The organism is Sphingobium phenoxybenzoativorans, assembly GCF_018286635.1.
Classification (GTDB): domain Bacteria; phylum Pseudomonadota; class Alphaproteobacteria; order Sphingomonadales; family Sphingomonadaceae; genus Sphingobium; species Sphingobium phenoxybenzoativorans.
In genome coordinates, this window is record NZ_CP073910.1 from 1194280 (window position 1) to 1219788 (window position 25509).

Sequence of the window (25509 nt, forward strand, 5' to 3'; positions counted from 1 at the left end):
TCCGGAAACGCTGGCACTGCGTGCGCAACCGGCACGCGCCATTCGATTCAATCGGAAGGCGATCATTGGTTTTGCGGCCTTTGGATCCGTCGGTTTGGCAGGGATAGCCTATATGGCTTTGTGGCCATCGTCCCATCATCGCGGCGATCAGGCCGAGAATTTATCCGCCGCCGCCAAGGCGCCAGCTGATGCCATAAGCGGTTTACCCTCTACTTATGGCGATGCGCCAAGGCTTGGTCCGCCGCTGCCAGGCGATCTTGGGCGGCCGATACTGGAGCACCAGCGGGCCATGGCGCGAGAGGGGCAAGATGGCGCGATGCCGGAGGCTCAGGAGACCCGAGAAGCCCAAGCGGCGATGACCGAGCGGGATCGTCGAGCGGCCGAGCGCAAGGCTGCTCGCGAATCTGGATTGATGGCTCAGACAGGATCGAGCACCTCGTCACCCGTATATAGCGAGCCGGTACAGGCTGCCCTATCAATAGGCGATGGAACGCCGCCCGCGCTCGATGCGGACCGCGATCCCAACGCGCAGCAGCGCAAGGCCGACTTCATGGCGAAGACCGACAAAGGTGGGGATATCAATCCACACCAGATCAAATCCCCATCGTCGCCAAACATTCTGTCCGCTGGCAGCGTGATCTCCGCAAGCCTCATCACCGGACTGCGGTCCGATCTGCCGGGCCTAGTAACGGCGCAGGTGACCGAGCGGGTCTATGACAGCGCCACAGGGAGCATCCTGCTGGTGCCGCAGGGCGCTCGCCTCATCGGCAGCTATGACAGCGTCATCGCGTTTGGGCAGAGCCGCGCGCTTCTCGTCTGGCAGCGGATCATCTTTCCTGACGGGCGTTCGCTGCAGCTCGACAATGTTCCGGCCACCGATCCCTCGGGCTACGCCGGTCTTGCTGATAAGGTTGATTTTCATACCTGGTCGCTGCTCAAGGGGGTCGCCATCTCCACGATGCTCGGCGTGGGGGCGAACCTTACTTTCTCGGGTGAGAGCGATCTCGTCCAGGCGATCCGCGAATCGACGCAGCAGAATGTGTCGCGAGCAGGCGACCAGATCACCTCGCGTAATCTAGGGATCCAGCCGACGATCACGATCCGGCCGGGCGCGCCGGTCCGGCTGCTTGTTCACCGTGATCTTGTGCTCACACCATGGAAGGAAAGGAGCTGAAATGCCCGATATAAAGCTCGGACGTCTGCCCGATCGGACGCCGGTGAAGGTGACAATCCATATTCTGCCGGAGCTTCAACGATCCCTTTTAGATTATGCGCAGTATTATGCGGAAGCCTATGGCCGCGAAGAGCCGATTACTGATCTCGTTCCCGCAATGCTGACCGCTTTTCTCGCGAGCGATCCGAGTTTCCTCAAACGCACGAAGGGTAAAAGCAATGCCAGCATTTGACGAAACACCGGACAGGCTCATTACGATCAAAGAGGTAAGTCGTCGGGTTGGCCTCGGCAAAACTATGATCTACCGGAAGATCGCGGAAGGAACATTTCCTCAACAATATAAACTATCGCCATTCGCAGCTCGTTGGAGTGAGGCCGAAATCTCTAAGTGGATTTCCGATGTGAAGCATGGCTTTGAAGGCAAGCTGAGGAAGGTGTGAAGCCAGCGGCGGCACCACTAATTACTCCAAAGCAGAACACCTGAGTAGAAATATATGGGGCGCGGCAATTATTGTCTGCGCCCCTTTTCTCTTCAATTTTTGCTTCATTCAACTGCAAATGCTTGCTACCATTTCGAATAAGCAAGCCGCGGCAGCACTGCTGCCGACACTCGGACAAAATGTTCAATCTGGCTCAAAAAAATAAAGAAAATTTAGAGCGAGGTATTCGGCGAGGTTCTGGGTAACCCGTTAGAAATATTCCGTTTTTTAAACAAGATGTTATAACTGCAGTTCGAATCCAGCCCTGTCCACCACTTCTCCGTCCGGCGCCATCGCAATCCGCCCGATGCCTTCTCATCCGTGCGGCCGCTATAAGTAAATTGCCATCGCGCCATGCCGTTTGACCCGCTAGACATGGCGTGGGTCCGGTCGATGGGAAGCGTGCGTGAATCTGCAGCAACTGCATTATGTGGTCGAGATCGTCAGGCACGGGAATCACCTGTCCGCGGCGGCGGCGGCGCTCAGCATGTCGCAGCCGGGCGTCAGCCAGCAGATACAGTTGCTGGAGCAGGAGCTGGGTCTGGAAATATTCTCCCGCACGCGCAACCGGATCAACGGGCTTACCGAGGCGGGGACGATCGTCCATTCGATCGCGCAGCGCATCGCCGTCAATCTGGGGGAATTGAAAACCCTGAAGGACCATATTGCGGGCGGCGATCGCGGCACGCTGACGATCGCGACCACGCACACGCCCGCGCGCTACCTGTTGCCGCATGTCGTCCGCCGCTTTCTGGCGCGCTATCCCGATGTGCGCCTGATCCTGCGGCAAGGAAATACGGAGCAGGTCTGCGCGCAAGTGGAGGCGGGAGAGGCCGATCTGGCGGTGAGCACGCAGGCGGGCGGCAGCTTTCCCAATCTCCTGCGCCTGCGGTGCCGCGATCTCACCTTCTGCGTGGTCGCGCCGCCAACCCATCCGATATTGTCGGTGCCGGAACTGACATTGGAGGAAATCGTCCGCTATCCGCTGATCGCCTATGACGGCCACAACAAGGGGCTGAAGGTGTGGAAGGCCTTCGCCGCCGCCGGGCTGGAACCCAATATCGCCATGAGCGGCATGGATGCGGATCTGTGCAAGACCTATGTGCGGATGGGCCTGGGCATAGGCATATTGGCGGGCCTCAGTTTCGATGCGGAGCGCGACCAGGGGATTGAGGCGCGCGACGCCAGCATGGTGCTGCCGACGAGCGAGATCGGCGTTGCGCTGCGGCCCGGCACTTACCTGCACCCCTATCTGCTGGATTTCCTGGGATCGGTGGCTCCGCATCTGACGCCGGACGTCGTGCGGCGCGCGATCCGCGACTTTGATTCAGACCATGCGCTGGGGTCTTCTCCGGTCGTTTGACAGAGAAGACGTTCCGTGCGCCGGGGGCGGAAAATTAGGACGTATAAGGTAAAAAGCATAGCGGGTACCCATTCCATGCCTGTACCTTATCCAGAATAACGAGGAATTCAGCGACTTCCCCACCTGCCTCGCACTATCCCATCATTCGACCGCGAAAGACGGGAACAAAATTGGAGGGGTAGATGCTGCGCATTTCGTCAACCAGACTATTTCTAGCCTGCAGCGTTGCAGCGAGCGCCATCGCCGCGCCTGCCGCTTGGGCGCAGGAGAAGGCCACTTCGGGTTCCGCCGCCGCTCAGGCCGTGCTGCCGCAGCAGGCGGATGCGGATGAGGCGCAGACGCAGGACATCGTGGTCACCGGCTCCCGCATCGTTCGCGACGGGTTCAACGCGCCGACGCCGATCTCCGTCATCGGCAAGGACCAGATTGAAAATCGCGCGGCGCTCAGCGTCGGCGCGGTGCTGCAGGAAACCCCGTCCTTCCGGCCGTCGCAAAACCCGTCCGCAGCGCGCACCTTCACTAGGGTCCGGACCCAATAAATTGGTTTCCTTGGACGCAACACCGTGATTCATTGCCTCTGTGAGGAGGCGGTGAGATGTCCGATTTCTTTTGGTTTTCCGACGCGCAATGGGAGCGGATTGCGCCGCTTTTGCCGACGGATGTGCGAGGCAAGAAGCGTGTCGATGATCGCCGGGTGCTGAGCGGGATCGTCCATGCGCTGCGCTGTGGCGGTCGCTGGGCGGACTGCGCCGATGTCTACGGGCCGAAGAAAACACTCTACAACCGTTTCGTCCGCTGGTCCGAGCGCGGCATTTGGGAAGGCATCTTCAGCGCGCTCGCAGGGGCCGAAGATGCGCCGGACCGGCTGTTCATCGACAGCAGTTGCATCAAAGTCCACCGCTGCGCGGGCGGCGGAAAAGGGGGGCCTTGGCTCATGGTATCGGCTTCACCAAAGGCGGGCGCAACACCAAGCTCCATGCCGTCTGCGACGCGAAAGGCCGTCCCGTCGTCCTGATCCTGACGCCCGGGAACGTCCACGATTGCAAGGTCGCCAAGCGCTGCATCGAGGCGATGCCGCCTTCGGCCAAACTCGTCGCCGACAAGGGCTATGACAGCCAGGCCCTGCGCGAGTGGCTCGACGAGCGCGGCACCGAGGCCGTCATCCCACCCCGCAAGAACCGCAAAATCCAGTACGACTACGACAAGGCCATCTACAAGCAGCGCAATGTCATCGAGCGCATGTTCTGCCGCCTGAAGGACTGGCGGCGCATCGCCACCCGCTTCGACCGAAACGTCAAAAACTTCATGAGTGCCATCGCCCTCGCCGCCGCCGTCATCTGGTGGTTGTGAGTCCGGACCCTAATAGCGGCTATTTCGCCGATCTTCGCGGCCTGGGCGCGAACCGGACGCTTGTCCTGGTGGACGGACGCCGCTTCGTGCCGACGTCGAACGTCGGGACGGTCGATCTGAACATGATCCCGACATTCATGGTCGAGCGGAGCGAGGTCGTGACCGGCGGCGCATCCGCCGCCTGGGGTTCGGACGCTGTGGCCGGTGTGGTCAACGTCATCCTGAAACGGGATTTCGAGGGTATAGATGGCCAGGCGCAGGCCGGTATTTCCGAAGAAGGCGATGGCTTCAACATGAAGCTGTCCCTGGGCGGGGGGCTGAAATTCGCCGATGGCGCGGGCCACATCCTGCTGGGCGGCGAATATTCCAAGGATAAGGGCGTCGGCGACAATTATAATCGCGACTGGGGCCGTGAGGAATGGTGGTTTGTCTCCAACCCGAACTTCGCCACAAACGGGCTCCCGGCCAGAATTTGGTCGAAGAATGTCCATTATTCCTCGCTGACGCCCGATGGCCTGATCACCACCGGTCCACTGCGCGGCACGGCCTATACGCCAAGCGGGACGCCCTATCAGTTCAATTTCGGGCAGGTATGGGGCGACGACCAGATTGGCGGCGACAATTACGGCATCAGTTCCTGGACCGGCGTCAACATCAAGCAGCCGCATGAGCGCATCGTGACGATGGGCCGGGTCCGCTATGAAACGGGCGACACGACCCTGTTCGCGGAAGGCAATTATTCGAAAGTCGACTGGACGATACGGAATGTCGGCACCCGCAATTTCGGGTCCGCCGCGCCGAGCACCAGCGCCTTCACATCCATTGTCGTGCGGACGGACAACCCCTTCATCCCGGCCGAAACGCGGGCCGCGATCGCCAATTACAACGCCACCCGCCCGGCGGGCACGCCCGCACTGACATCCTTCCAGTTCGGCCATTTCGGCACGGACAATCTGCAACAGCTCGTCAGCAAGATGAATGAGACGCTGCGCGGCGTGGTGGGCGCTGAAGGGAAATTCGGCGACATCAAGTGGGACGTCTATGCCCAATATGGGCAAAACCGCTATGTCCGCGGCGTTGTCGGCCAGCGGCTGGAGGCGAATTGGCGGCGGGCCATCGACGTGACGACAATCACCCAGAACGGCATTTCCGTGCCGGTGTGCCGCGATCTGCTAAGCACCAATGCGCAGGTGCGGCAGGCCGCCGCGGGGTGCGTGCCCTATAATATCTTCGGCACGGACAATCCGACCGACGCCGCGAAAGCCTATATCACCGGCCTGTCCCTCCAGAGGCAGAAAACGACCCAGAGGGTGCTGGCCGGAAACCTTCAGGCCGAGCCATTCTCCACCTGGGCAGGACCGGTTTCGATCGCGACCGGCGCTGAATATCGCCGGGAAACGCTGCGGTCGGTGCCCAGCCCATTAGAGGCAGCACGCGCCTTCTCCAGCGTCAACTCATCCTTCGTCGACGGCGCTTTCGACGTCACGGAAGGCTATGTCGAGGTGCTTGCGCCGTTGGCCCGCGATGCCGGCATATTCCAGCATCTGGATGTCAATGCGGCGGCGCGCTACGCAAAATATGGCCTGTCGGGCAGCGTATGGACATGGAAGGCGGGCGTGAACTGGTCGCTGAACGATGAGTTGCGACTGCGGGCCACACGCTCAAGGGATGTGCGCGCGCCCAACCTGACCGAACTGTTCGAACCAAGCCGTAACACCAACGCCCGCGTGCTCGATCCAGTGACCAGCTCCGCCTATACCGTGCGCACAGTCTCCGCCGGGAACCTCAACCTGCGGCCGGAGGTCGCCAATTCGCTGACCGCGGGTCTGGTCTATCAGCCAGCCTGGGCGCCCGGCCTGCAATTTTCCGCCGACTATTACGACATCGACATTGATGGCGTGATCAGCACGTCGCAAGCGCAGGTCATCCTCGACGCCTGTATCGCGGGCAATGCCGACCGCTGCGCCCTGATCACCCGGCCGAACCCGGCGGGCGTCATCACGGAAATGTCCACGCCCTATCTGAACCTGAACCGGTTCCAGACCAGCGGTATCGACTTCGAGCTGTCCTATCGCATGCCGCTGTGGACCGGAAATCTGAGCGCCCGCGTTCTGGCGACCTATGTGTGGGACTTCACGCTGACCGACGCCACCGGGGCGGTCGACCGGTCGGGCGAGAATCCGACGCCGATCAACAGTGCGCCGACGGGCGTCGTCGACCTGACGGTCAATGCGACGCTGGCCTATGAAACCGACAATTACGGTGTCAACCTGCAGGCCCGCTATATCAACGGCGGCAAGGTGGCGGCCGACGCGGTGCCCGGAACCGCGACCAGCGTGAACATCAACCACATTCCCAGCCGGGTATATTTCAACCTGGGCGGCAAGGTCTCTCTGTTCAGCGACCAGGAGAAGGACCGGAAGATCGAATTGTTCGCGACGGTGGACAATGTGCTCAACACCGATCCGCCTTTCCCCTCCTTCGACGGCACCTATTATGATCTGGTCGGCAGAGCCTATCGCGGCGGCATCCGGGTCCGGTACTAAGTTGTAAAAGACGCAGCGTTTCAGGAGAAAGATGATGGGTATCAGGGCGGCTGCACTAACGGGCATTGCCGCCCTGGGGCTTTTCGGGTGCGCGCCTGGGACATCGCCTGCCGATACACCGCCGCCACCGCCATCCCCTCTGGCGGTGTTTGGGCATAGTTCGGTCCTTGAATTTGGCCCGCTGCTATGGGCGGCCAAACAAGCCGGCCCCGGCGCCGTCGTCACGGCGAGCGGCGGTGTCCCAAATCTTTGGAATGCGCCGGACCCGCAACTGGGCGGATCGGTGCGGGGGCATGCGGCGGGAAGCCCGCCCCCGGCCAATAACGGCCTTGCCGATCTGGCGGGCAATGCAGAGACCCAGGTCCTGCGCATGTCGCTGCGCTACCCCGATGTCCGCATCATCCTGACCGTGACGGAGGGGTTATATCGCGTTATCGCTCGCCGTTCGTCCGGCATTGCATCTTTTGAGGATCTGAAAGGCAAGCGGATCGCGGTGTTCGCAAACACCTCCGCCGCCTTCTATCTGCACAAGATATTGCAGAAGGCGGGCCTGACCGAAGCCGATGTGACCATCGTCCCGCTGACCGCCAGCGCGGGAGCCAATGCGGTGATTGCGGGTGAGGTCGATGCGCTGGCGACATGGGAGCCGGAATCGGAACGGGCGGCCATCGCGCTTGGCGACAATGGCGTCAGCTTCCATCCGCCCGTCTACCGGGAAATCTATAATCTCAACGCCCGCGCTTCGACGCTCGCCGACCCGGTGAAGCGCAAGCGGGTCGTCGCCTTTGTCCGCGAACTGATCTCCGGCTGCCGCGCCGCGCGGGAAACGCCGGGAGAGATGCAGGCGATGCTGGCCGAAAGGAGCGGCCATGACCTCGACCTGATCCGCGCCTCATGGGTCCATCACCGCTTCCCCTGCAGCCTGCCCGGCGACCTGCTCGACGTCATGGTCGAGGAGGAGAAATGGCTTGCCGCCGCGCAGGGGCGCACGCCCCGTGAGCGCAGTGCGCTGGCGCCGCTGATCGATGACAGCATCCTGAAGGAAGCGATGCAGGATCGCTAGAAATGGGGTGCTTCAGAGGACCGGATCGACATCCAGTCTCACCACGCCCGCCGCATCGGCGCGGACGAGCGGGTAGCGCGTGAGCACCAGCGGGTCATGGCCCGGAATGATGTGATTTTCTGAACTGGCGAGTTCCCGCATCCTGTCAAAGCCGAACAGCATGTCGGTCATGCTGTCGAAGGACGGGAAGGGGCGCGCCTCCTCAAAATTGGCGTAGAGGTGGGCCGCGTCGGAACCGAGCACGACCCAGCCCCGCCTGGTCTTGACGCGCACCACCTGAAGCCCGCGTGTGTGGCCGCCGACCCGATGCAGCGTCAGCCCTGGCGCAAGTTGGCTGTCGCCATCGTGAAACTGGAGCCTGCCGTCGAACAGGCGGCCGACCATCGCCTGGACGTCGCCCAGTTCATAGGCGTGGCTGAGGCTGGGGTGGCACATGCAGCGGCCAGTGCAGTAACCCATTTCCGCGTCCTGCAGATGGTAGCGGGCCTGCGGGAACATGGCGTGATTGCCCGCATGATCGAAATGCATGTGGGAGATGATGACGTCGCTGACGGTGGCGGCGTCGATGCCGATGGTTTTTAGACCCTCGTTGACCGGGCGCACCAACTGCCGGTTCCGTTTCGCGCCCATAGCGGCATCGAACCCGGTGTCGAGCACATAGGTCCGGTCAGGCCCGACAATGGCCCAGACGAAATAATCGAGCGGCATGGGGCGGTCGTGCGGATCGCCGCCGACGAAATTGGCCGAAGCGTTCCGGTCATGATGGCCGTACTGGACGGCGTAAACTTCGTAGCAATCTTCCAACGGTGCAACTCCCATGGCCGCCCTGCGCCTGTTCAGCCTATTTCAACGCCGGCCCATTGTTCCACAACCCGCGCCATCATGGTGAAGTCGGCTTCGGGGCCGAACTGGGCGGCGGTGATGTTGAGCATCGTCTTGGACAGGTTGCCCAGCATCATCGGCACGCCCAGAGCCTCGGCCTCCTCAAGGCAGAGCCGGACGTCCTTGAGCGAAAGGCCGGTCGCAAAGCCGAAGTCGAAGGTGCGTGTGACCACGGCGCGCGGGAATTTATCCTTGGTGGCGCTATTCTGGCCGCTGGAGGCGTTGAGCACGTCCAGCATCACTTTCGGATCGAGGCCCGCCTTCACGCCCATGGCCATGCCCTCCGAAGTGGCGGCGAGCGCAACGACGGACATGATGTTGTTGACGAGCTTCATCGTCTGCGCCTGGCCCGGCTTGTCGCCAACGGTGATGACCTTGCCGAACAGCGCCAGCAGAGGCGCAACCTCGTCGCGGATTTCCGGGGCGGCGGCGAGCATGAGCGTCAGCTTCGCGTTCAGCGCCCCGGCCCGGCCGCCACTGACGGGCGCATCGGCAAACGCCTTGCCGCCAGCGGCGAGCAGGTTGCCCGCATCGATCGAGGCGCGCGATCCGATGGTGGACAGGTCAACGACGATCCGCGCCTGCGTATCGGCAAGCTGCGCGGCGACATCGCGGACGATCTGCGGGGAGGGGAGGCTGGTGAAGATGATGTCGGACCGGTTGCCGACCTCTATCACGCTTTCCACGGCCGATCCGCCCGCCGCCGCGAAATCCGCGCGCGCCGCTTCATTGATGTCGCAGGCGACCACGGCATGGCCCGCCTTGACCAGATGCGGCGCCATGGCGCTTCCCATGCTGCCCAGGCCGATGAATCCCAATTTCCGGCTTTCTTCCATCAAATGCTCCATTTGAAAGTTCGCTTTTTCAGCGCGCCAGCCATCCGCCTTCTATAGGCAGAATGGCTCCGTTCATATCCGTGCCGGCCGGGCCGCACAGCAGCATCAGCACATCCGCCACGCTGTCCGTATCGACGAAGCGGCCGCTGGGTTGCTTGCCGTCGAGAAAGCGGACCTCCGCCTCCGGCCGGGTCAGGCCCTCCTCCGTCATCATCTGGTCGAGCCGGTCGGACCATAAGGGGGTCAGGACCGAGCCGGGCATCAGGGCGTGGCATGTGACCGGCCCGCCCGCCGTTTCCAGCGCAATGGCCCTGGTCAGCCCCTGAATCGCGGTTTTCGTAGTGACATAATCCACGCGGTTGACCGTCCCGCGATAGCCATAGACGGACGTCATGTTGAATATGCGGCCATATTGGGCGTCCCGCATGCCCGGCAGGACCATTTGCGTGGCGAGAAAGGCGGCAGTGACGTTGACCGCCAGCGCCTCATTCCATCTTTCGATCGGGAAATCCTCAATGCAGGCGAAATGGCGGACGACGGCGTTGTTTATCAGGATGTGGACGGGGCCAATGGTTTCGCCGCTATATTGCACCATGGCGCGGACGGCGGACGGCTCCCGCAGGTCTGCGCGGCAATAGGCGGCGCGCACGCCGAACTCATCCTCAATCGCCTGGCCAAGAGGTTTGATCATTTCGGGGTCGTCCAGGCCGTGGAGGACGATGTTTGCCCCGGCCGACGCCAGCTTCCGCGCCATGGCCAGCCCCAATCCGCCGACAGATCCGGTAATGAGCGCGTTGCGGCCGGCAAGGCTCCGGACGTCAGTCATGATCCGTCACCGTCAGGCCGGTCAGATGCGCGATGCTATCGAGCCGGTCAAGGGAGAGAGCGGCGTCGACGATGCTTGCCGCCTGTTCACCGGAAAGCGTTCCGTCAACATTCTCCGTGAATTTGGCGACGATTTCCTGCGTGGTCATCGGGTTTTGGAATGAACCCCGATTATGCTCCTCTATTTCCTCCACTATCGTGCCATCGGTCAGTTCCACCGCGACCACTCCCTTGAATTGCTCCGGGCCGGGCAGCGACGGGTCCACGCGATATTCGACGCGCTGCGCCAGGCCGAGGATGGTCTCATCGCGCAGGGCGTCCGCCTGATAGCCTTGCTTGCCAAGTTTGCCGCGGACCAGCGCTTCGGCCAGCGTATATTGCAGGCTGACCCGGCCGTGGGAGTCGGTCAGCGGGCGCAACTTCTCGCTCTGCGGTTCGCAGACGATGCCGACGATATAGGGCGCGACATCGCAGCGGATCTTGCGGATATGTTCGGGCAGCAGGCCGTGGCGCTCGCGCAGCCGGAGCAGGGCGCTGATATAGGGATGGATGACGTGCGCGGCGGGAAAGGGCTTGAACGATGCGTTCCGGCTTTCCCATGTATCGCCCAGGCCGTCGGTCAGCCGGTTCCAGTCGGGCGTGACATTGCTGTCCTGCAGATGAGAGGCGTAGAGGCCGAAGCGGCCCTCCAGCACTTCCAAAGGCCCGGTGACGCCCGATCCCGCCATCGTCGCGGCGGCTATGCCGCTTTGCGCCGCCCAGCCGGGGTGGAGAAATTTGGAGTGGGTGCCATCGACCCAGCACTGGATAAGCCCGGCGGCGAAGCTGCCGGTGATGCCCGCCGCGCAGATCATCTGCCGTTCGTCGAGGCCCAGCATCTTCGATGCCAGCCAACTGACGCCGAAGGGCGCGAACAGGCCCGATGGGTGAAAGCCCCGCTTGTGGAACTGGCCGGGGGCGAGGCTGCCCACCCGGCAGCTAATCTCATTGCCGATGGCGACGGCCAGGATTGCATCCCTGCCGCTGGCGTCCAGGCGATCGCCCAGCGCAAGCGCCGCCGCGACGGCCGGACTGCTCATATGCACGATGGATTCATTGTGGGTGTCGTCAAATTCCAGCGCCTGTGACAGCGCGCCGTTGACGAACGCAGCGCCGAGCATGCTCGCCGCGCCGTTCGTGCCCCACAGGCGGGCGTCGTTTCCGGGATACAGGCTGGAGGCGGATTGACGCACGGAACGGCCGAATGGACGCTGCCCGCCCGCGATCGACAGGCCGATAACATCGAGAACCCGCAATCTGGTCGCGGTCACAACATCTTCGGGCAGATCGTCAAAGCGTAGATTCCTTACCCAATCAGACAGTTTTTGCGATGCCCCAGTCAATCTTCAGGCCCCTCCAGATCATATTTTAGTTACCGGTATCAAGAAATGAATACGATGCGTTTCCGTCCCGCACAAGTGCTTAGTTTGTGAAGCGTTGGGCCTGCATGGGCAGCGCCGGGCGTCCGCAAGGGCCGGCGGCGATCAACTTGGCAGGTTCCAGGATGTTACCGCCTCATCCTCAATTTCCACGCCGCTGACGGCGGCGACGCGCGCCAGCATCATGTAGATGCAGGCGATGATCATCATTTCGAAGATGGTCGGCAGGCTGAAGCGCTGCCGCATCGCCTCCAGCGTTTCGTCCGATGGCGAAACATGGACGACCAGTTCGCTGACGAAGGTGCAAAGGCTTTTCTCGTCATCCGGAAAGACCGAGAAATCGCCGGTTTTCAGCGCATTCTGTTCTTCTTCCGTAACGCCGAGACCTGCGGCGATGCTCTCATGATGATAAATCTCATAGTCGGACTGCGACAGGTAGGCGACGCGAAGGATGATCAATTCCCGTAGGCGGGGTTCAATCGTGACATCGAAAATCGCGGCCCGGCCGAGAGCGCGTTGCGGCGCCCAGAACGGGTCAGGCGTGTGCATGACCATCCGCGAGATATTCAGCACCCTGCCGAAAGCGCCTGACAGGATTTCGCGTTTCAGATCCGACAGGGTTTCGGGGGCGGGATATGGAATGCGTGGCACATCATCTCCTGTGTGTCTCTCTGGCTGTTGCCATGGGTCCACGGTTTCTCTGCGCGCCGACGATGTTGGTGCAGTCGGCTGAAACCCGCCTTTAGCGCCCTCACGGGCATTGAAGCACCAGCAAAGCTGCGTACGTGCTATTGGAAATTGTTATGCTGAAACTGCTGATGGCTCCGGTAGGTAGGTTCCGGCTTTGAAGCATTACGGTGTGATACCGGTATCAAAAAGGCCGATATAGAGAGGATGATGGAAGCAGGTCTGCAATCAGGCGCCGTCGGCTTTCCGATGGCCAATCCCGCCGGATGGCGGGATAGCGCAGGCGCGCGGCAAGCCATGCGCGCCGGGAAGCAGCCTTCATCCTTCGGAAAAATGCGGACGCGCCGTCCTGACGCGCCGTCCACGCGCGAGGTATAGGCGATGTCCGACGGTTCTTTTTCCCTTCACGGCCGCAAGGCCCTGATCGTGGGTTGCGACAGCGGCATCGGGCTGGCCTGCGCCCGGTCCATCGCCGCGGCTGGCGCAAGTCTCGTCATGTCCGGGCTTGATCAGGCAAAGGGCGAAGCGCTGGCCTCGGAAATTGCGGCATCCACCGGGCAGGCGGTCCATTATGTCGCCGTGGACGTGCGGGATGAGGGCAGCGTCGCCGCGCTGGTCGCCACAGCGGAGACGGTGATGGGCGGGATCGACATCGCCATGAACAATGCGGGGATTCCGGGACCGGCGAGCGCCATTCAGGACCTGAACGCCAGCGATTTCGACAATCTGTTCGCGATCAATGTGCGCGGCGCGTGGCTGGGCATGAAATATCAGATACCCGTGATGCTCAAAGGGGGGGAGGGCGGCTCCATCATCAACCTGGCGTCCACGGCCGCGATTTCGGGGCTTGCCTTTGTCGGCGCCTATTCGGCCAGCAAGCATGCGGTGGCGGGCCTTACCAAATCCGCTGCGATCGAACTCGCGCCGCACAATATCCGCGTCAATGCAATCGCCCCAGGCCCGGTCCAGACTCCCTTGCTGGACACGATGCGCGCGCGGCGGAAGCAGGCGGCCGACATACCGCCGTCAACGGTGCCCATGGGCCGGGCGGCCCAGCCTGAGGAAATGGCGGGCGCGGTCGTATGGCTGGCGTCTCAGGCGTCCTCCTATGTCACCGGGGCGATCATTTCGATCGATGGAGGCGTGATTGCGGCGTGATCCACAGGCAGGCGGACGGGATCGCCGGGCGGGCGGCAAGATGATGGCGCGCCATGACATGGCGGGTCGAACAGACAGGGCGATGACGCCGGAGGAAAAGAGATGAGCGGTGGTGCTCCAAGCGGTCCGGCAACGGCCAGTTCAAGCGCGGAAGTGGCGGTCGGCGCGGCGCTGGACAGCATCACATCGGCGCGCCTGAAGATTGTGCCGCCGCTGTTGCTGGGCTTCATCATGCTGTTCGATTCCTGGGACAGCATCGCCATCGCCTATGTCATGCCGTCGCTGGCCAAGGAATGGAATTTGGCCCCGGTCGCCGCAGGCAGCCTGATTTCGGCAGGATATGCCGGGCAATTTGTAGGCGCGATCTTCCTTGGCTCACTGGCCGAGCGCTTCGGGCGCATGCCGGTGTTTCTGGCGGCCGTTATATGGATGGGGCTGCTGGCCATTCTTTGCGCCATCGCGCCCAGCTACAACACGCTCTTTGTCCTGCGCGTCGTGCAGGGCGTGGCGATTGGCGGCGCGTTGCCGGTGTCGATCACCTATATCAACGAGATCGCTCCTTCCGCGACGCGGGGCCGCTATTTCGGCATATTCCAGTTCATCACCATGGCGGGCTATGCCGCCGCATCCTTCTCCAGCATGTTCATCATCCCGAATTTCGGATGGCGCTGGCTGTTCGCCATAGGCGCGGCGCCATTGCTGTTCCTGCCGGTGGTGGTGATGCTCCTGCCGGAATCGCCGCGCTGGCTGGCGCGGAGCGGCCGCGCGGAGGATACGGCCAAGGCGCTCCGCAAGTTCGGACATGCTGCGGCCGATCCGGCGGAGTTCCATGTGCAGGGGCCAGCGGTAAAACGCCCGCCCCAATTGCCCGCGACCACACTGTTCGCGCCGGAGTTCCGCCGGCGCACGACCATCGTCATGCTCCTGTGGTTCTTCACCTCCTTCGCCAGCTTCGGGCTGACGACCTGGCTGCCGTCCATCTATGTGTCGGTCTTTCACATCCCGGTCGCCACGGCGCTGCGCTATTCGGCGACGGCAAGCATGCTGTTCCTGATCCTGGCACCGACGATTGCGCTGGTCCTTGATGTGGTCGGCCGCCGTCCGCTCGGCATTGGCGGGTCGCTGATCGCCGCCATCGCCCTGCTGACGCTGGGCTTCACCTTGCCCAAGGATGCAACGATCCTGGTGCCTCTGGTGATCGCGGGTCAGCTTTCGATCTTCACCGGGTCGATCGTGCTGTGGCCCTATACGGCGGAGACCTATCCCACCCATGTCCGCGCCATCGCGCTCGGCCTCAGCAGCTCGTTGGCGCGGGGGGCGTCCACGCTGACGCCGGTTGTGGTCGGCGCGATCCTGGGCAGTGGGGCATCGGTGGGCATCGTGTTCGGGATTTTCGGACTGTGCGCTGCGGGCGCGTTTATCCTCTGGGCCACCTCCACCCGTGAGACGGCCCGCATGCGGCTGGATGCGATCTGATGAAAGCGTCCCTCCAGGACAAGCTGGATAGCGATGCGCGGGCCGTACTCGACCTGATCGAAGCGAGCGGCAGGCCGCCGCTCAATCAGTTGAGCGTTGCGCAGGCGCGTGAGGCGGTGTGCGCTTCGCTGGCGGTCCTGGGGAAAGCGCCGCCGCCTGTGCGGGAGCATGATTGCGATATTGCCGGGCCGGGCGGGAGCGTTCCCGTGCGTATCTACCGTCCTCTGGGAGAGGCCGGGGAAGCCGCCCTGCCAGCCCTGCTTTACATACATGGCGGCGGCTGGATGTTGGGCGACTTCGCCTATGGGGCATGGTTTTGCGCATCCTTGGCGCAGTTGCTTGGGATCGCCGTCGTTTCGGTGGACTTCAGGCTGGCCCCGGAGCATCCCTATCCAGCGGGCCTGGACGATTGCATGGCGGTGCTTCGCCACCTTCACGGCCATGCGGATATGCTTGCTATCAATGGCGGGCGTATCGCGATTGCAGGGGATTCAGCGGGCGGGAATCTGGCCGCGGCCTGTGCGCTTATGGCGCGCGACGAAGGCATCTCGCTAAAAGCGCAAATATTGATCTACCCAGTCACGGACTTGCTGGAAGAAGGGGAATCCTACGCGCGCAACGCCGAAGGATTCGGCCTGACCGCTGACGTGATGCGCTGGTTCAAAAGCGCCTACCGGAACGGAGCCGACGCGGCCGATTGGCGAGTCTCCCCGCTGCGCGCCGAAAGGATGGATGCCCTCGCGCCCGCGCTGGTCCTGACCTGCGGGTTCGATCCGCTCTATGCGGAAGGCAATGCCTATGCCGAGCGGCTGGCGCGGGCGGGCGTGCCGGTCCTTCACATCCAGTATCGCGACCAGATCCACGGCTTCCTGATGTGGGCGGAGAAGGTCGGCGCCGCGGAGCAGGCATTGGCGCAGATTGTAGGAGAATTGCGCCACAGGCTGTTCGCCTGAAGCGCTGGAAAGATGGTGATTATGGCTGATGATGTGATTTTCGATACCCACGCCCATCTGATCGCAGATGACTATACCGCCTATCCGGCTTCCCCGCTGCGCGGCACGACGCATGTGACGCAGATGACGTACAGCGCGACGGCCGAATGGCTGATCGATCAGATGGACGCGAATGGCGTGGGCAAGGCCTGCATTGTCCAGCGCGGTCACGTCTATGGCTATGACAACAGCTATATCATCGATTCCGGGAAGAAATATCCGGATCGCTTCGTACCTGTGGTCATCCTGGACGCGCAGGACCCGGAAACGCCCGCCAAATATCGCGACATGGCGCTGAACCACGGCGTGCGCGGACTGCGCCTGGCCCAGACGCATTTCGAATTTTTCGATACGGCCTGGATGAATTCGCCGGAGGCGATGGAATGCTGGCGGACGGCGGCGGACCTGGGCACGCCGGTCGCAATCATCTTCTTTCGCCGGCATTTGTCCTGGGCGCTTCCGGCGCTGAAATTCATTGCGGAATATCTGCCGTCGCTGCCGATCATCGTCGATCATATCGGGACGCCGCACACCCTCTCAAATCCCGAAAAGGCGCGTTACGATGCGGCGGGGCTGGACAGCAGCATGCCGCCGCCGCCCGATTTCGGCATAGCCGAGACGATCGCCATGTTCGAGAAGCTGCCCAATGTCAGCTTCAAGTTCACAGAGATCAACATGGAGCGCCTCGCCGACCAGAGGGCCGAGCCGTCTCGGTTCATCCGGCGGCTGGCCGATGCGTTCGGCGCGGACCGGCTGATGTGGGGGTCCGATCTGGGGCAGAGCGAATGGCCCTATGCGGACAAGGCGCAGTTGGCGCGCCAGGCGGCCGCGGAACTGAATGCCGACGAACGCAGGGCCTTTCTCTACGGCACGGCGGACAGGCTCTATGCCCGATAAACAGCGCTGGATGAACAGGGCCAGATGAATAGAGGATGCGTATGACGGACATGCTGCAGGTCGATACCCACGCCCATATCTGGGGCGAGTCCATGCCCTTCTGGAGCAAGGCGTGGAAGCGGCCGGACTATGGCTACGCCGTGGAAACCTATCTGGAGACGCTGGATGCGAGCGGGGTGGGCTTTGCCGTGATCGCCGCCGCCAGCCTGTTCGGCACCTATAATGATTATGTGATCCGCGCCCTGCGCGAGCATAAGCGGTTGCGCGGCACCGTGATCGTCGATCCCGACATCGGCATGTATGAGCTGGAAGCCATGCGCCGCGACGGGGTGGTGGGGATCAGGCTGCAACTGTTCCACACCGATCTGCCGGACTTCAGTTCGGACGGCTATACGCGGCTATTTTACCGCCTGCGCGATCTGGACATGCATGTTCATGTCAATATCGAGCCGTTCCGGCTTGCGCCCGTGCTGGACGCATTGCGGCCGAGCGGCGTGAAGATCGTCATCGACCATTTCGGCTGGCCGGACCCGGAAAAGGGGCTTGAATGTCCCGGCTTCCTTGCGGCGGTGGCGGCCGGTCAGGATGGCGCGGCGTGGATCAAATTGTCGGGCGGTTTCCGGCGGCCGGACCAGAATATTCCCCGGATGTTTGCGCAGGCCTATGTCGAACGGCTGGGTGCGGAAAGGCTGTTCTGGGGCAGCGACGCGCCGTTCGTGGGCGCGGAAGGGACAGTGACGCACAAGGAGACGCTGGACCAGCTATCCTATTGGCTGCCCGACGCGGAGATACGCGCCGCCATTCATCTCAACGCCTATGATTTCTATTTCGGCTGATCGGGTGCGGGACGTTGGGACGGCAATTTGAAAACGCCGTTGGCGCGGGCGACATTGCCGTCCGGGCCGACCAGAACGCCGTCGCAAAAGGCCATGGATCGCGTCACCCGAAGCAGGCGAACCCGCGATTCCAGCCAGTCGCCGGGCTGAGCCGCGCGCATGAAGTCGACGGTGAGGGAAATGGTCGGCGCATGGGACACGCCGCAACCGGCCTGCACATTCTGGCCGAGCGAGACGTCAAGGATGGAGGACAGCCAGCCGCCATGCGCATAGCCGGAATAACTGCAATTCTGCGGTCCGACGCGAAAGCCCAGGCGCATCGCTTCCATCGCGTCGGGCGTGAACGGATCGGCGATATAGAAGGGGCCGTTGAGCCGCTGGAACGGGTCGATGTCCGCCCCTTCCTTGACGCGCCAGCCGGCAGGGGCAAGGCCGTTGGAATCCGAGCCTTTATCGGCGTCCGATTGAGGGAAAATGTCCAAGGAAATCCTCTATTATCGCTTGCTGCGGCATGATGATACCGGTAACTCAAACGCTACAGATAGGATGATGGAAAGGCAAATATAATGATGAAGGGCAAGGTGATCATCAGTTGTGCGCTGACGGGAAGCATGCACACGCCAACCATGTCGGCGTTCCTGCCCGTGGAGCCGGCCAAGATCGCGGAAGAAGGCATTGCGGCTTATAAGGCTGGCGCGGCGATCCTGCATTTGCATGCGCGCGACCCCGAAAATGGCCGCCCGACGCCTTCCGCTGACGTGTTCATGCAATTCCTGCCGCAGCTTCATGCGGAAACCGATGCCGTGATCAATATCAGCACTGGCGGCGGTCCCGGCATGACGCTGGAGGAAAGGCTGCGGGCGGCGGTTCAGGTCAGTCCTGAGCTATGCTCGCTCAACATGGGCTGCATGAACATCAACCTGTCCGAACTCGCGAGCCGGTACGACTTCAAATATGATTGGGAAAAGCCCTTCCTGGAGGCGACGGAGGACCTGATCGCTAAGAATACGTTCAAGGATATCGGGCATATCATCAGGACATTGGGACCGGGCGGGACCCGGTTCGAGATGGAATGTTATGAGATCGGCCACCTCCACAATATCGCCTTCTTTGCGGACAAGGGGCTGTTGAAGCCGCCTTTCCTGATCCAGTCAGTGCTTGGCGTCACCGGCGGCATGAGCGCGGATGCGGACAGCGTATATTTCATGCGCCAGACCGCCGACCGGCTGTTCGGCAAGGATTATATCTGGTCGCTGTTCGGCGCGGGGCGGCACCAGATGAATGTATGCACGATGGGCGCATTGATGGGATCGAGCGTGCGCGTCGGCCTGGAGGACAGCCTGTTCATCTCCAAGGGGCAGCTTGCGCAGAGCAATGCCGATCAGGTGCTGAAGATTCGGCGGATACTCGATGAACTGGGCCTGGAAGTCGCCACGCCCGCCGAAGCGCGGCAGATGCTGGGACTGAAGGGGCGGGATAATATCAACCTTTGAAAAGGCGGACAGACGCAAAAAAGGGGCCGCGCCGATATCGGCGCGGCCCCTTTTTTGTCGTTTCAGATTGTCTCCAGCTTGCGCCGGGCGGTTTCCTGCGTGGCGAAAATCCACAGGGACGCAGCGCCGAACGCAAAGGCGGCAAAGGCGCTGTAGACGAGTGCGATCGCCGCGCCGGTGTTGAGGATCACGCCGACGAACAATGGCGTCAGCATGGACGCCGCCCGCGCCATGGAGCTGCAGACACCCATGCCAACAGCGCGCAAATGGGTGGGATAGCTCTCCGCCGTATAAGGCCACTGGATGAAGGAGCTGAGCGAGCTTCCCAGCGTGCCGATCACGACCAGCGCGACGAGGACAGGCGTGTCGAAACGGAATAGCGCCAGCAGCACCAGCGCAGAACCAGCGGCCAGGCAACCCGTGATGGCGTAGGGACGCCTGCCGAATTTGTCCATCGTCGCGCCGATGAACGGGGTCGCGATCAGGAACAGGATGGGCGTGAGCGCCGCGTAACGCAGGGCATCCGCGAGCGGGATGTTATAGACCGTGACGAAGATGGACGGCGCCCAGGTCGTCAGTCCGAAATTGGTGAAAGCCACTGTGAACCAGATGCTCATCAGGATGATCGTCGACCGGCGCTGCCTGGACGCGAACAGGGCCGAGATCGGAATGCGGGCAGGCTCCTGCGCCTGCGGCGCGGCGATATTCTGGGGCTGTGCGTTGGCATGCGCGGCATCTTCAGGCGGCAGCTTTCCGCCCAGCTTGGCGAGCGCGCCCGGTACGCGCGCCGAGCGGCCGGTGCGGGCCAGCCAGCGCGGCGATTCCGGCAGAGTGAGCATGACGATAGGAAGCAGCAGCAGCGGGATGCCGCCCAGGCCGATCAGCCAGCGCCACCCCAATGTCGGTATGATGACCGTGCTGGACAGCGACGCCGCGGCATATCCGCTCATGCACAGCCATTGGAATATCATGAAATAACGGCCACGGGTGAGCGTCGGCGCAAGTTCGTTGATATAGGTGATGGATACTGGAAGCGCGCCGCCGATCGCCAGCCCCTGAATGAAGCGTATCACGAGCAGCGCTTCCGGTCCCGGCGCGACGGTGCAGGCGAGCGCCAGCACGGCCATGACCACCACGGAGCTGATAAAGACAGGCATGCGGCCATAGCGTTCGGCCAGGGAGCCAAGCAGAACCGCCCCCATGAACTGGCCGATATAGCCCGACGAGATCAGCGCGCCCATCATCGCGGGATGCAGGCCCCATTCCTTTGACAGGGACGGCATCACATAGGCGATGGCTATGCTGTCCCAAGAATCGAACAGCATGATCAGGCCCATGAGCAAGGGCGCCAATATGCTGACCCGGAAAGTGCGGAGAGTGTCGAGCGTGTCGCCCACCCGCAGTTCCAGCGGGCTTGCAGCCGCCCCATCATTTCGAGCGGTGACGCTGTCCATCTATGCGATCCTCTCCTTTTGGCCGGTACCGTCGCAGGGCGCGAAACCATGCTTCCGATCCGGCATGTCGGAATTTCTTAGCTGCCTGCATGCAGCGGCGCAATGATACCGGTCTCAAATTCTTTCGATTGTGCGACCGAGGGAAGGAGAGGGGCGATCCATGGCATGACGGCGACATCGCGGCGGGTTGGCGGAGGAAGGATGTTGACGGCTGGTGCGAGGCATGGCAGCGGCCAGGCTTCCTTTAAACTATCACGCTTTTCGGTCTGTTTCGCGGAGAGCGGAATTGCCCGATGTCGAAAGGCGCTTGCCAAAAACGCTGCCAGCACGGGCATTTCAGCAAACGATCTGGTTCTAGCTTATGTCAATTTGATATGATCTGCGCAGGTTCCAATCCCCCTTTGCATAGTGAATATAGCAACATCGCGGTCTGGAACGGCCCGATATGTGCGTAGCATCGCATATTGCATGTCGCGATGCTGAGATTGTCATTCCATATGAGAGACCAGATCCAAGGCCCGTTTGACAGTTGCTGCACTCTGAGTTACCGGTACCACAAAATCTGCCACTGTTGATGAAACGGTTTGGCAGGAGAAAAGAATGAGGAGGGGTGAAATGAATTTGCAGGGTGCATTGCTAAGCCGCAGCTCGGCCTTCGCGCTGACATTGGCCGCCATCGTGGCGCAGTCTCCGGCGTCGGCCCAGGAAAATCCGGGGGCTTCGGCGCCCGCTGCCGCGCAGGCGTCGGCTGGCGCGGCCGATGAAGGGGGCGATATCGTCGTCACCGGCTCCCGCGTCGGCCGCAAGGGGTATGACGCGCCGACGCCGGTCAATGTGGTGGGCGACGAGCGTCTCAAGCAACTCGCCATCGACAATGTGGCGGATGCCCTGAACCAGATCCCGTCATTCCGGCCGATCAATACGCCCGCGTCGACCTTTTTCCGCATTTCCGGCAATATCGGCGCACGTACGCTCGATCTTCGCGGTCTTGGCGCGACGCGCACCCTGACGCTGGTCGACGGCCGCCGCTTTGTCCCCAGCAGCGATGACGGCACGATCGACATCAACGGCGTGCCGTCCATGATGGTCCAGCGGACCGAAGTGGTGACGGGCGGCGCATCCGCCGCCTATGGCGCGAACGCCGTGTCCGGCGTGGTCAACCTGATCCTCGATACCAAGCTCAACGGCATCAAGGGGAATGCCAGCTATGGCATCAGCCAGCGCGGCGACGCGACCAGCCTTTTCCTGGGCCTGGCGGGCGGCACCGATTTTGCAGGCGGGCGGGGCCATATCATCGCCGGCGTCGAATATGCCGAAGAAGGCGGCATCGGACCGTGCGAGGAGCGCGGATGGTGTAAGAGATATGTGAATTATGTCCCCAATCCGGGATATAATACGACCACCCGCAGGAGCACGAACGGCCTTCCCGCGACGCTGGTCCTGGACGGCACCTCTTTTGTCTACAATGAAAACGGCATTGTAGTTGGTGCCCGGAAACCCAACGGTACAGGGGGAACGATCACCCTGGGCCAGCAGGTCCTGAACACCGGCGCCACCTCACTGCCCAACGCGCTGCGCGGAAAGCAGTTTGATTCAGCGGGCAATCTTGTGCCCTATCAGTTCGGCAATTATTTGAGCGGCATTCTTCAGCAGGGCGCTGATCCGACGCAGCCTTACGCGCTCGGCCTCAGCCCGCTGCCGCTAATGGTGCCGACCAAGCATTTTTCCAGTATGGCGCATGCCGACTATGAACTGACGGATGCGATTACTGCGTCGGTGGAATTCATGTATTCCAAGGTGGTCGGTGGTCCCACAGCGCGTTCGGCCCCGCTGGACGCCAACGTCGCGATCAACATCAACAATCCTTATGTTTCCGACGCTACCCGCGCCTCGGTGCTAGCGTCGGACCCGGCGATCACGCATTTGATCGTCAATTCGTCAAGCTGGGCGCTTGGCAGCCTCGCCAAGGCCAAGAGCACGGTCAACACCTATCGCGGCGCTTTCGCGCTTAAGGGCGACCTGTTCGATACATGGGACTGGGACGCCTATTATACCTATGGCCGCGTGACGAGCCGGGTGAGCGACGACAATAACCGGCTGGCGGAATGGAATAGCGCCTTGGATGTGGTGTCTGCGCCCGCCGGTCTCGCAGGTATTGCGCCCGGCACCCCGATCTGCCGCACGACCCTGACCAATCCGACCAATGGCTGTATCCCGATCAACCTGTTTGGGTTCGGGAATATCAGCCAGGCGGCGATAGACCGGTATATCGTGCCCGAATGGCAGACCCGGAAGTTCGAGCAGCACGCCGCGGCCGTCAACCTGCGCGGATCGCCCTTCTCGACCTGGGCGGGCGAAGTGAAGATGGCGGTAGGCGCGGAATGGCGTCGCGACACGGCGGTCGGAGACGCCGACGCCAACACATTGGCCGGCCGCTTCATCGCCGCCAATGGTTCCGCCCTGCCGTTCACCAAAACCTCCGTGGTCGAAGGCTATGTCGAAGTGGCTGTCCCCCTGTTGAAGGACTCCCCGATCGGCCGGTCGCTCGACGTCGACGGCGCTGTCCGGCAGACCCATTATAATCCCTTCGGGAACGCAACCACATGGAAGCTGGGCGCTGTCTATACGCCGGTTGAGGACATCACCTTCCGCGTAACGCGGTCGCGCGACATCCGTGCGCCTTCGGCCAGGGAATCCAGCCCCAATGCGACAACGATCCAGTTGCCGCTGCCCGATCCCTTTGTCGGCGGCACGTCCAGCCAGTTCGTCGTCACCGGCGGCAATCCCGGACTGAATCTGGAAAAGGGCGACACGTTCACGGCGGGTGTCGTGTTCCGGCCATCCTTCCTGCGCAACTTCAACATGTCGATCGACTATTATGACATCAAGGTCGACGGCGCGATCGACTCCCTGACGGGCACTGCGATCGCCAACGCCTGCAAGCAGAAAAACCTGTTGTGCAACCTGATCCAGTTCAATCCCAACGGATCGATCAATACGGTTTTCTCGAACTTCCAGAATCTGAGCAAACTGCATGCCGAAGGGTTTGAGCTGGTGTCGGATTTCCGCATCCCGGCGCTGGGCGGGGATCTGAATTTCCAGGTGAACGGAAATTATGTCCTCGACCTGTCGACGACCGACGCAACCGGCGTCGTCACGCAACTGGATAACTGGACCGGCAACGCAGGTTCAGTCACCAATATCCAGGGCGTGCCGCGCTGGAAGCTGGACGGTGTCGTCACCTATGCCCGGCCAAGCTGGTCGATGACCTTCCACGGCCGCTATATCCCGCGCGCGCTGCTGGACCCCACAAAGATCGGGCCGGAGCAGGATGGATATGATATCAATGATCCGAACAGCATAAGCGAAAATCATATCGCCGCGCGGTTCTATCTCGACATCACAGGCACTATTAAAGTCAACGAGTCCTTTGAGATGTTCGGTACGATCAACAATGTGTTCGATAAGGACCCGCCCGGCCAGTTGCGCCTGATCGGAAACCCGCTGCACTTCGATCCGATCGGCCGGTTCTTCAAGGTTGGCGTGCGAACGCGGTGGTAAGCCGACCGGTGTGAGATGCTGTGGGGAGTGGCGAACATCGTCACTCCCGATGGCATGTGACGGCGCCCGGCGCCGCATGGGAGTGGATGAATGTACGACAAGGCAGATCTTCGTTCGACGCTTGCTGGCAAGGCAGCCTCGGCCGCGCCGGTCGATCAGCTTTATGATGCGGAATATGGGTTGTTCTATCGCGATCCGCCCGTCGAGGACGACGCCAATGGCAAGACCTGGTATGTCCGCGGTCAGAATTTCATCATCGCCTATAGCGAGGCCCTGCCCGGCGCGACATTTGAGCGGTTGGGGCAGGCCGATGAATATATGGCCCTGCTGCCCGACGCCGATACGCCCGCAAACGCCAGCGCTGGCGGCCAGGAGGCGCAAAGCGACGGCTATGCGCTGTTCATCATGCCGCCGGGGGATGGCCGCCTGACTCTGGAAAAGGGTGGACGGATCGTGCGGATATTTTCGGCGCAGTCGCCCGATCTCGTCGCCAAATGCCCCAATGCCGAAGCCTATGCCGCGCAGCATGCCAATATCCCGGCGTTCCAGCCGTGGCCGCAGCCGCCGGGAGGCTATAAGATCCGGCATTATTCGCTTGATGTGCCAGCGGAACCGGGGCGGTTCGGCAGGATCTGGCGCTGCACCACGATCATGGTCAACATCCCGAACAAGCAGAAGGGGCCGCGCGACCTGACCAAGGTGTCGCCCCATCATCATGACGATTTCGAGCAATGCTCGCTGGCGCTTGAGGGCATATGGCAGCACCATATGCGCTGGCCCTGGGCCGTCGACATGAACAAGTGGCATGATGACGAGCATACCGAGGTTCAATCGCCGTCGGTTACCGTCATCCCGGCGCAGGTCATCCATACCTCGACCTGGCACTCGCCGGACGAAAGCCAGTTGGTGGATATTTTTGCGCCGCCGCGTGTCGACTTCTCGCTGAAGCCGGGTTGGGTGCTCAATGACAGCGAATATCCGATGCCGCCGCAATAGCGGTCAATAACCACGCGCGGCGG

23 protein-coding genes are annotated in these 25509 nt (G+C 62.0%); 16 read left to right on the forward strand and 7 right to left on the reverse strand.

Annotated features, from left to right (window positions below):
* The first annotated feature begins 316 nt into the window (after nucleotides 1–316).
* From KFK14_RS05835 to KFK14_RS05870, 8 genes are all read left to right on the forward strand, one after another.
* On the forward strand, nucleotides 317–1174 hold the full coding sequence (locus tag KFK14_RS05835) for a TraB/TrbI/VirB10 family type IV secretion system protein (protein ID WP_343227792.1): 858 nt from the start codon (nucleotides 317–319) through the stop codon (nucleotides 1172–1174).
* Nucleotide 1175: 1 nt separating this feature from the next.
* Nucleotides 1176–1406 carry a DUF2274 domain-containing protein gene (locus KFK14_RS05840; RefSeq protein WP_212610198.1) on the forward strand — a complete coding sequence of 77 codons (231 nt, stop codon included), beginning with the start codon at nucleotides 1176–1178 and terminating at the stop codon, nucleotides 1404–1406.
* Nucleotides 1393–1614, forward strand: coding sequence for a helix-turn-helix transcriptional regulator (locus KFK14_RS05845; protein WP_212610199.1), 222 nt, complete (start codon nucleotides 1393–1395; stop codon nucleotides 1612–1614). Before KFK14_RS05840 ends, KFK14_RS05845 begins: the two co-directional genes overlap by 14 nt.
* A gap of 445 nt (nucleotides 1615–2059) precedes the next feature.
* On the forward strand, nucleotides 2060–3016 hold the full coding sequence (locus KFK14_RS05850; protein WP_212610200.1) for a LysR substrate-binding domain-containing protein: 957 nt from the start codon (nucleotides 2060–2062) through the stop codon (nucleotides 3014–3016).
* A 182-nt stretch (nucleotides 3017–3198) separates the two neighbouring features.
* Nucleotides 3199–3555, forward strand: coding sequence for a hypothetical protein (locus KFK14_RS05855; RefSeq protein WP_212610201.1), 357 nt, complete (start codon nucleotides 3199–3201; stop codon nucleotides 3553–3555).
* A gap of 56 nt (nucleotides 3556–3611) precedes the next feature.
* Nucleotides 3612–4366, forward strand: a protein-coding gene (locus tag KFK14_RS05860) for an IS5 family transposase (RefSeq protein ID WP_425516635.1) whose coding sequence is annotated in 2 segments (ribosomal slippage) — nucleotides 3612–3953 and nucleotides 3956–4366 — 753 coding nt in all. Because the reading frame shifts where the segments join, the coding sequence is not laid out codon by codon here.
* Nucleotides 4357–6912 carry a TonB-dependent receptor domain-containing protein gene (locus KFK14_RS05865; RefSeq protein ID WP_212610202.1) on the forward strand — a complete coding sequence of 852 codons (2556 nt, stop codon included), beginning with the start codon at nucleotides 4357–4359 and terminating at the stop codon, nucleotides 6910–6912. Before KFK14_RS05860 ends, KFK14_RS05865 begins: the two co-directional genes overlap by 10 nt.
* Before the next feature lie 31 nt (nucleotides 6913–6943).
* Entirely contained in the window at nucleotides 6944–7975 is a 1032-nt protein-coding gene (locus KFK14_RS05870; RefSeq protein WP_212610203.1) for an ABC transporter substrate-binding protein, read from the forward strand.
* 12 nt (nucleotides 7976–7987) lie between these two features.
* On the opposite strand, the gene KFK14_RS05875 is transcribed toward KFK14_RS05870, so the two are convergent.
* From KFK14_RS05875 to KFK14_RS05895, 5 genes are all read right to left on the reverse strand, one after another.
* A complete protein-coding gene (locus KFK14_RS05875; protein ID WP_246524910.1) occupies nucleotides 7988–8794 on the reverse strand; it encodes an N-acyl homoserine lactonase family protein in 807 nt (268 codons plus the stop codon).
* Nucleotides 8795–8811: 17 nt separating this feature from the next.
* Nucleotides 8812–9705: an NAD(P)-dependent oxidoreductase gene (locus tag KFK14_RS05880; RefSeq protein WP_343227793.1), complete on the reverse strand. Its 894-nt coding sequence runs from the start codon at nucleotides 9703–9705 to the stop codon at nucleotides 8812–8814.
* Between the two features lie 16 nt (nucleotides 9706–9721).
* The gene (locus KFK14_RS05885; RefSeq protein ID WP_212610205.1) at nucleotides 9722–10519 is read right to left on the reverse strand and encodes an SDR family NAD(P)-dependent oxidoreductase; all 798 of its coding nucleotides are present in this window, start codon (nucleotides 10517–10519) and stop codon (nucleotides 9722–9724) included.
* On the reverse strand, nucleotides 10512–11900 hold the full coding sequence (locus KFK14_RS05890; protein ID WP_212610206.1) for an MmgE/PrpD family protein: 1389 nt from the start codon (nucleotides 11898–11900) through the stop codon (nucleotides 10512–10514). The genes KFK14_RS05885 and KFK14_RS05890 overlap by 8 nt, the downstream gene beginning before the upstream one ends.
* 141 nt (nucleotides 11901–12041) lie before the next feature.
* Entirely contained in the window at nucleotides 12042–12587 is a 546-nt protein-coding gene (locus KFK14_RS05895) for a carboxymuconolactone decarboxylase family protein (RefSeq protein WP_212610207.1), read from the reverse strand.
* A gap of 417 nt (nucleotides 12588–13004) precedes the next feature.
* On the opposite strand from KFK14_RS05895, the gene KFK14_RS05900 reads away from it, so the two are divergent.
* The 5 genes from KFK14_RS05900 (at nucleotide 13005) to KFK14_RS05920 (ending at nucleotide 17982) form a co-directional block, all read left to right on the forward strand.
* Nucleotides 13005–13781 carry an SDR family NAD(P)-dependent oxidoreductase gene (locus KFK14_RS05900; protein ID WP_212610208.1) on the forward strand — a complete coding sequence of 259 codons (777 nt, stop codon included), beginning with the start codon at nucleotides 13005–13007 and terminating at the stop codon, nucleotides 13779–13781.
* A 102-nt stretch (nucleotides 13782–13883) separates the two neighbouring features.
* Nucleotides 13884–15257: an MFS transporter gene (locus KFK14_RS05905; RefSeq protein ID WP_212610209.1), complete on the forward strand. Its 1374-nt coding sequence runs from the start codon at nucleotides 13884–13886 to the stop codon at nucleotides 15255–15257.
* Nucleotides 15257–16210: an alpha/beta hydrolase gene (locus KFK14_RS05910; protein ID WP_212610210.1), complete on the forward strand. Its 954-nt coding sequence runs from the start codon at nucleotides 15257–15259 to the stop codon at nucleotides 16208–16210. Before KFK14_RS05905 ends, KFK14_RS05910 begins: the two co-directional genes overlap by 1 nt.
* 21 nt (nucleotides 16211–16231) lie before the next feature.
* Nucleotides 16232–17146 (forward strand): amidohydrolase family protein, encoded by a 915-nt coding sequence (locus tag KFK14_RS05915; RefSeq protein ID WP_212610211.1) that lies wholly within the window; start codon nucleotides 16232–16234, stop codon nucleotides 17144–17146.
* 35 nt (nucleotides 17147–17181) lie between these two features.
* Nucleotides 17182–17982: an amidohydrolase family protein gene (locus KFK14_RS05920; protein WP_212610212.1), complete on the forward strand. Its 801-nt coding sequence runs from the start codon at nucleotides 17182–17184 to the stop codon at nucleotides 17980–17982.
* Here KFK14_RS05920 and KFK14_RS05925 read toward each other — a convergent pair.
* Nucleotides 17970–18464, reverse strand: a complete 495-nt coding sequence (locus tag KFK14_RS05925; RefSeq protein WP_212610213.1) for a PaaI family thioesterase — start codon at nucleotides 18462–18464, stop codon at nucleotides 17970–17972. The two genes, KFK14_RS05920 and KFK14_RS05925, sit on opposite strands and share 13 nt — an antisense overlap.
* Before the next feature lie 84 nt (nucleotides 18465–18548).
* On the opposite strand from KFK14_RS05925, the gene kce reads away from it, so the two are divergent.
* Nucleotides 18549–19475 carry a 3,5-dioxohexanoate:acetyl-CoA acetone transferase gene (kce, locus tag KFK14_RS05930; RefSeq protein WP_070157137.1) on the forward strand — a complete coding sequence of 309 codons (927 nt, stop codon included), beginning with the start codon at nucleotides 18549–18551 and terminating at the stop codon, nucleotides 19473–19475.
* Between the two features lie 62 nt (nucleotides 19476–19537).
* Here kce and KFK14_RS05935 read toward each other — a convergent pair whose 3' ends face one another.
* The gene (locus KFK14_RS05935; protein WP_212610214.1) at nucleotides 19538–20929 is read right to left on the reverse strand and encodes an MFS transporter; all 1392 of its coding nucleotides are present in this window, start codon (nucleotides 20927–20929) and stop codon (nucleotides 19538–19540) included.
* A gap of 615 nt (nucleotides 20930–21544) precedes the next feature.
* Between KFK14_RS05935 and KFK14_RS05940 the strand changes: the two genes are divergently transcribed.
* Both KFK14_RS05940 and KFK14_RS05945 read left to right on the forward strand, forming a co-directional pair.
* Complete coding sequence (locus tag KFK14_RS05940) at nucleotides 21545–24490, forward strand: TonB-dependent receptor plug domain-containing protein (protein ID WP_212610215.1); 2946 nt, start codon at nucleotides 21545–21547, stop codon at nucleotides 24488–24490.
* Nucleotides 24491–24580: 90 nt separating this feature from the next.
* Entirely contained in the window at nucleotides 24581–25486 is a 906-nt protein-coding gene (locus KFK14_RS05945) for a cupin domain-containing protein (protein ID WP_212610216.1), read from the forward strand.
* Nucleotides 25487–25509 lie beyond the last annotated feature (23 nt).

Bases quoted from the DNA above. Each gene is read 5' to 3' on its own strand.
- KFK14_RS05835 (WP_343227792.1), top strand. From the start codon at position 317: ATGCCGGAGGCTCAGGAGACCCGAGAAGCCCAAGCGGCGATGACCGAG.
- KFK14_RS05840 (WP_212610198.1), top strand. From the start codon at position 1,176: ATGCCCGATATAAAGCTCGGACGTCTGCCCGATCGGACGCCGGTGAAG.
- KFK14_RS05845 (WP_212610199.1), top strand. From the start codon at position 1,393: ATGCCAGCATTTGACGAAACACCGGACAGGCTCATTACGATCAAAGAG.
- KFK14_RS05855 (WP_212610201.1), top strand. From the start codon at position 3,199: ATGCTGCGCATTTCGTCAACCAGACTATTTCTAGCCTGCAGCGTTGCA.
- KFK14_RS05870 (WP_212610203.1), top strand. From the start codon at position 6,944: ATGATGGGTATCAGGGCGGCTGCACTAACGGGCATTGCCGCCCTGGGG.
- KFK14_RS05875 (WP_246524910.1), bottom strand. From the start codon at position 8,794: ATGGGAGTTGCACCGTTGGAAGATTGCTACGAAGTTTACGCCGTCCAG.
- KFK14_RS05880 (WP_343227793.1), bottom strand. From the start codon at position 9,705: ATGGAGCATTTGATGGAAGAAAGCCGGAAATTGGGATTCATCGGCCTG.
- KFK14_RS05885 (WP_212610205.1), bottom strand. From the start codon at position 10,519: ATGACTGACGTCCGGAGCCTTGCCGGCCGCAACGCGCTCATTACCGGA.
- KFK14_RS05900 (WP_212610208.1), top strand. From the start codon at position 13,005: ATGTCCGACGGTTCTTTTTCCCTTCACGGCCGCAAGGCCCTGATCGTG.
- KFK14_RS05905 (WP_212610209.1), top strand. From the start codon at position 13,884: ATGAGCGGTGGTGCTCCAAGCGGTCCGGCAACGGCCAGTTCAAGCGCG.
- KFK14_RS05910 (WP_212610210.1), top strand. From the start codon at position 15,257: ATGAAAGCGTCCCTCCAGGACAAGCTGGATAGCGATGCGCGGGCCGTA.
- KFK14_RS05915 (WP_212610211.1), top strand. From the start codon at position 16,232: ATGGCTGATGATGTGATTTTCGATACCCACGCCCATCTGATCGCAGAT.
- KFK14_RS05920 (WP_212610212.1), top strand. From the start codon at position 17,182: ATGCGTATGACGGACATGCTGCAGGTCGATACCCACGCCCATATCTGG.
- kce (WP_070157137.1), top strand. From the start codon at position 18,549: ATGATGAAGGGCAAGGTGATCATCAGTTGTGCGCTGACGGGAAGCATG.
- KFK14_RS05935 (WP_212610214.1), bottom strand. From the start codon at position 20,929: ATGGACAGCGTCACCGCTCGAAATGATGGGGCGGCTGCAAGCCCGCTG.
- KFK14_RS05940 (WP_212610215.1), top strand. From the start codon at position 21,545: ATGAATTTGCAGGGTGCATTGCTAAGCCGCAGCTCGGCCTTCGCGCTG.
- KFK14_RS05945 (WP_212610216.1), top strand. From the start codon at position 24,581: ATGTACGACAAGGCAGATCTTCGTTCGACGCTTGCTGGCAAGGCAGCC.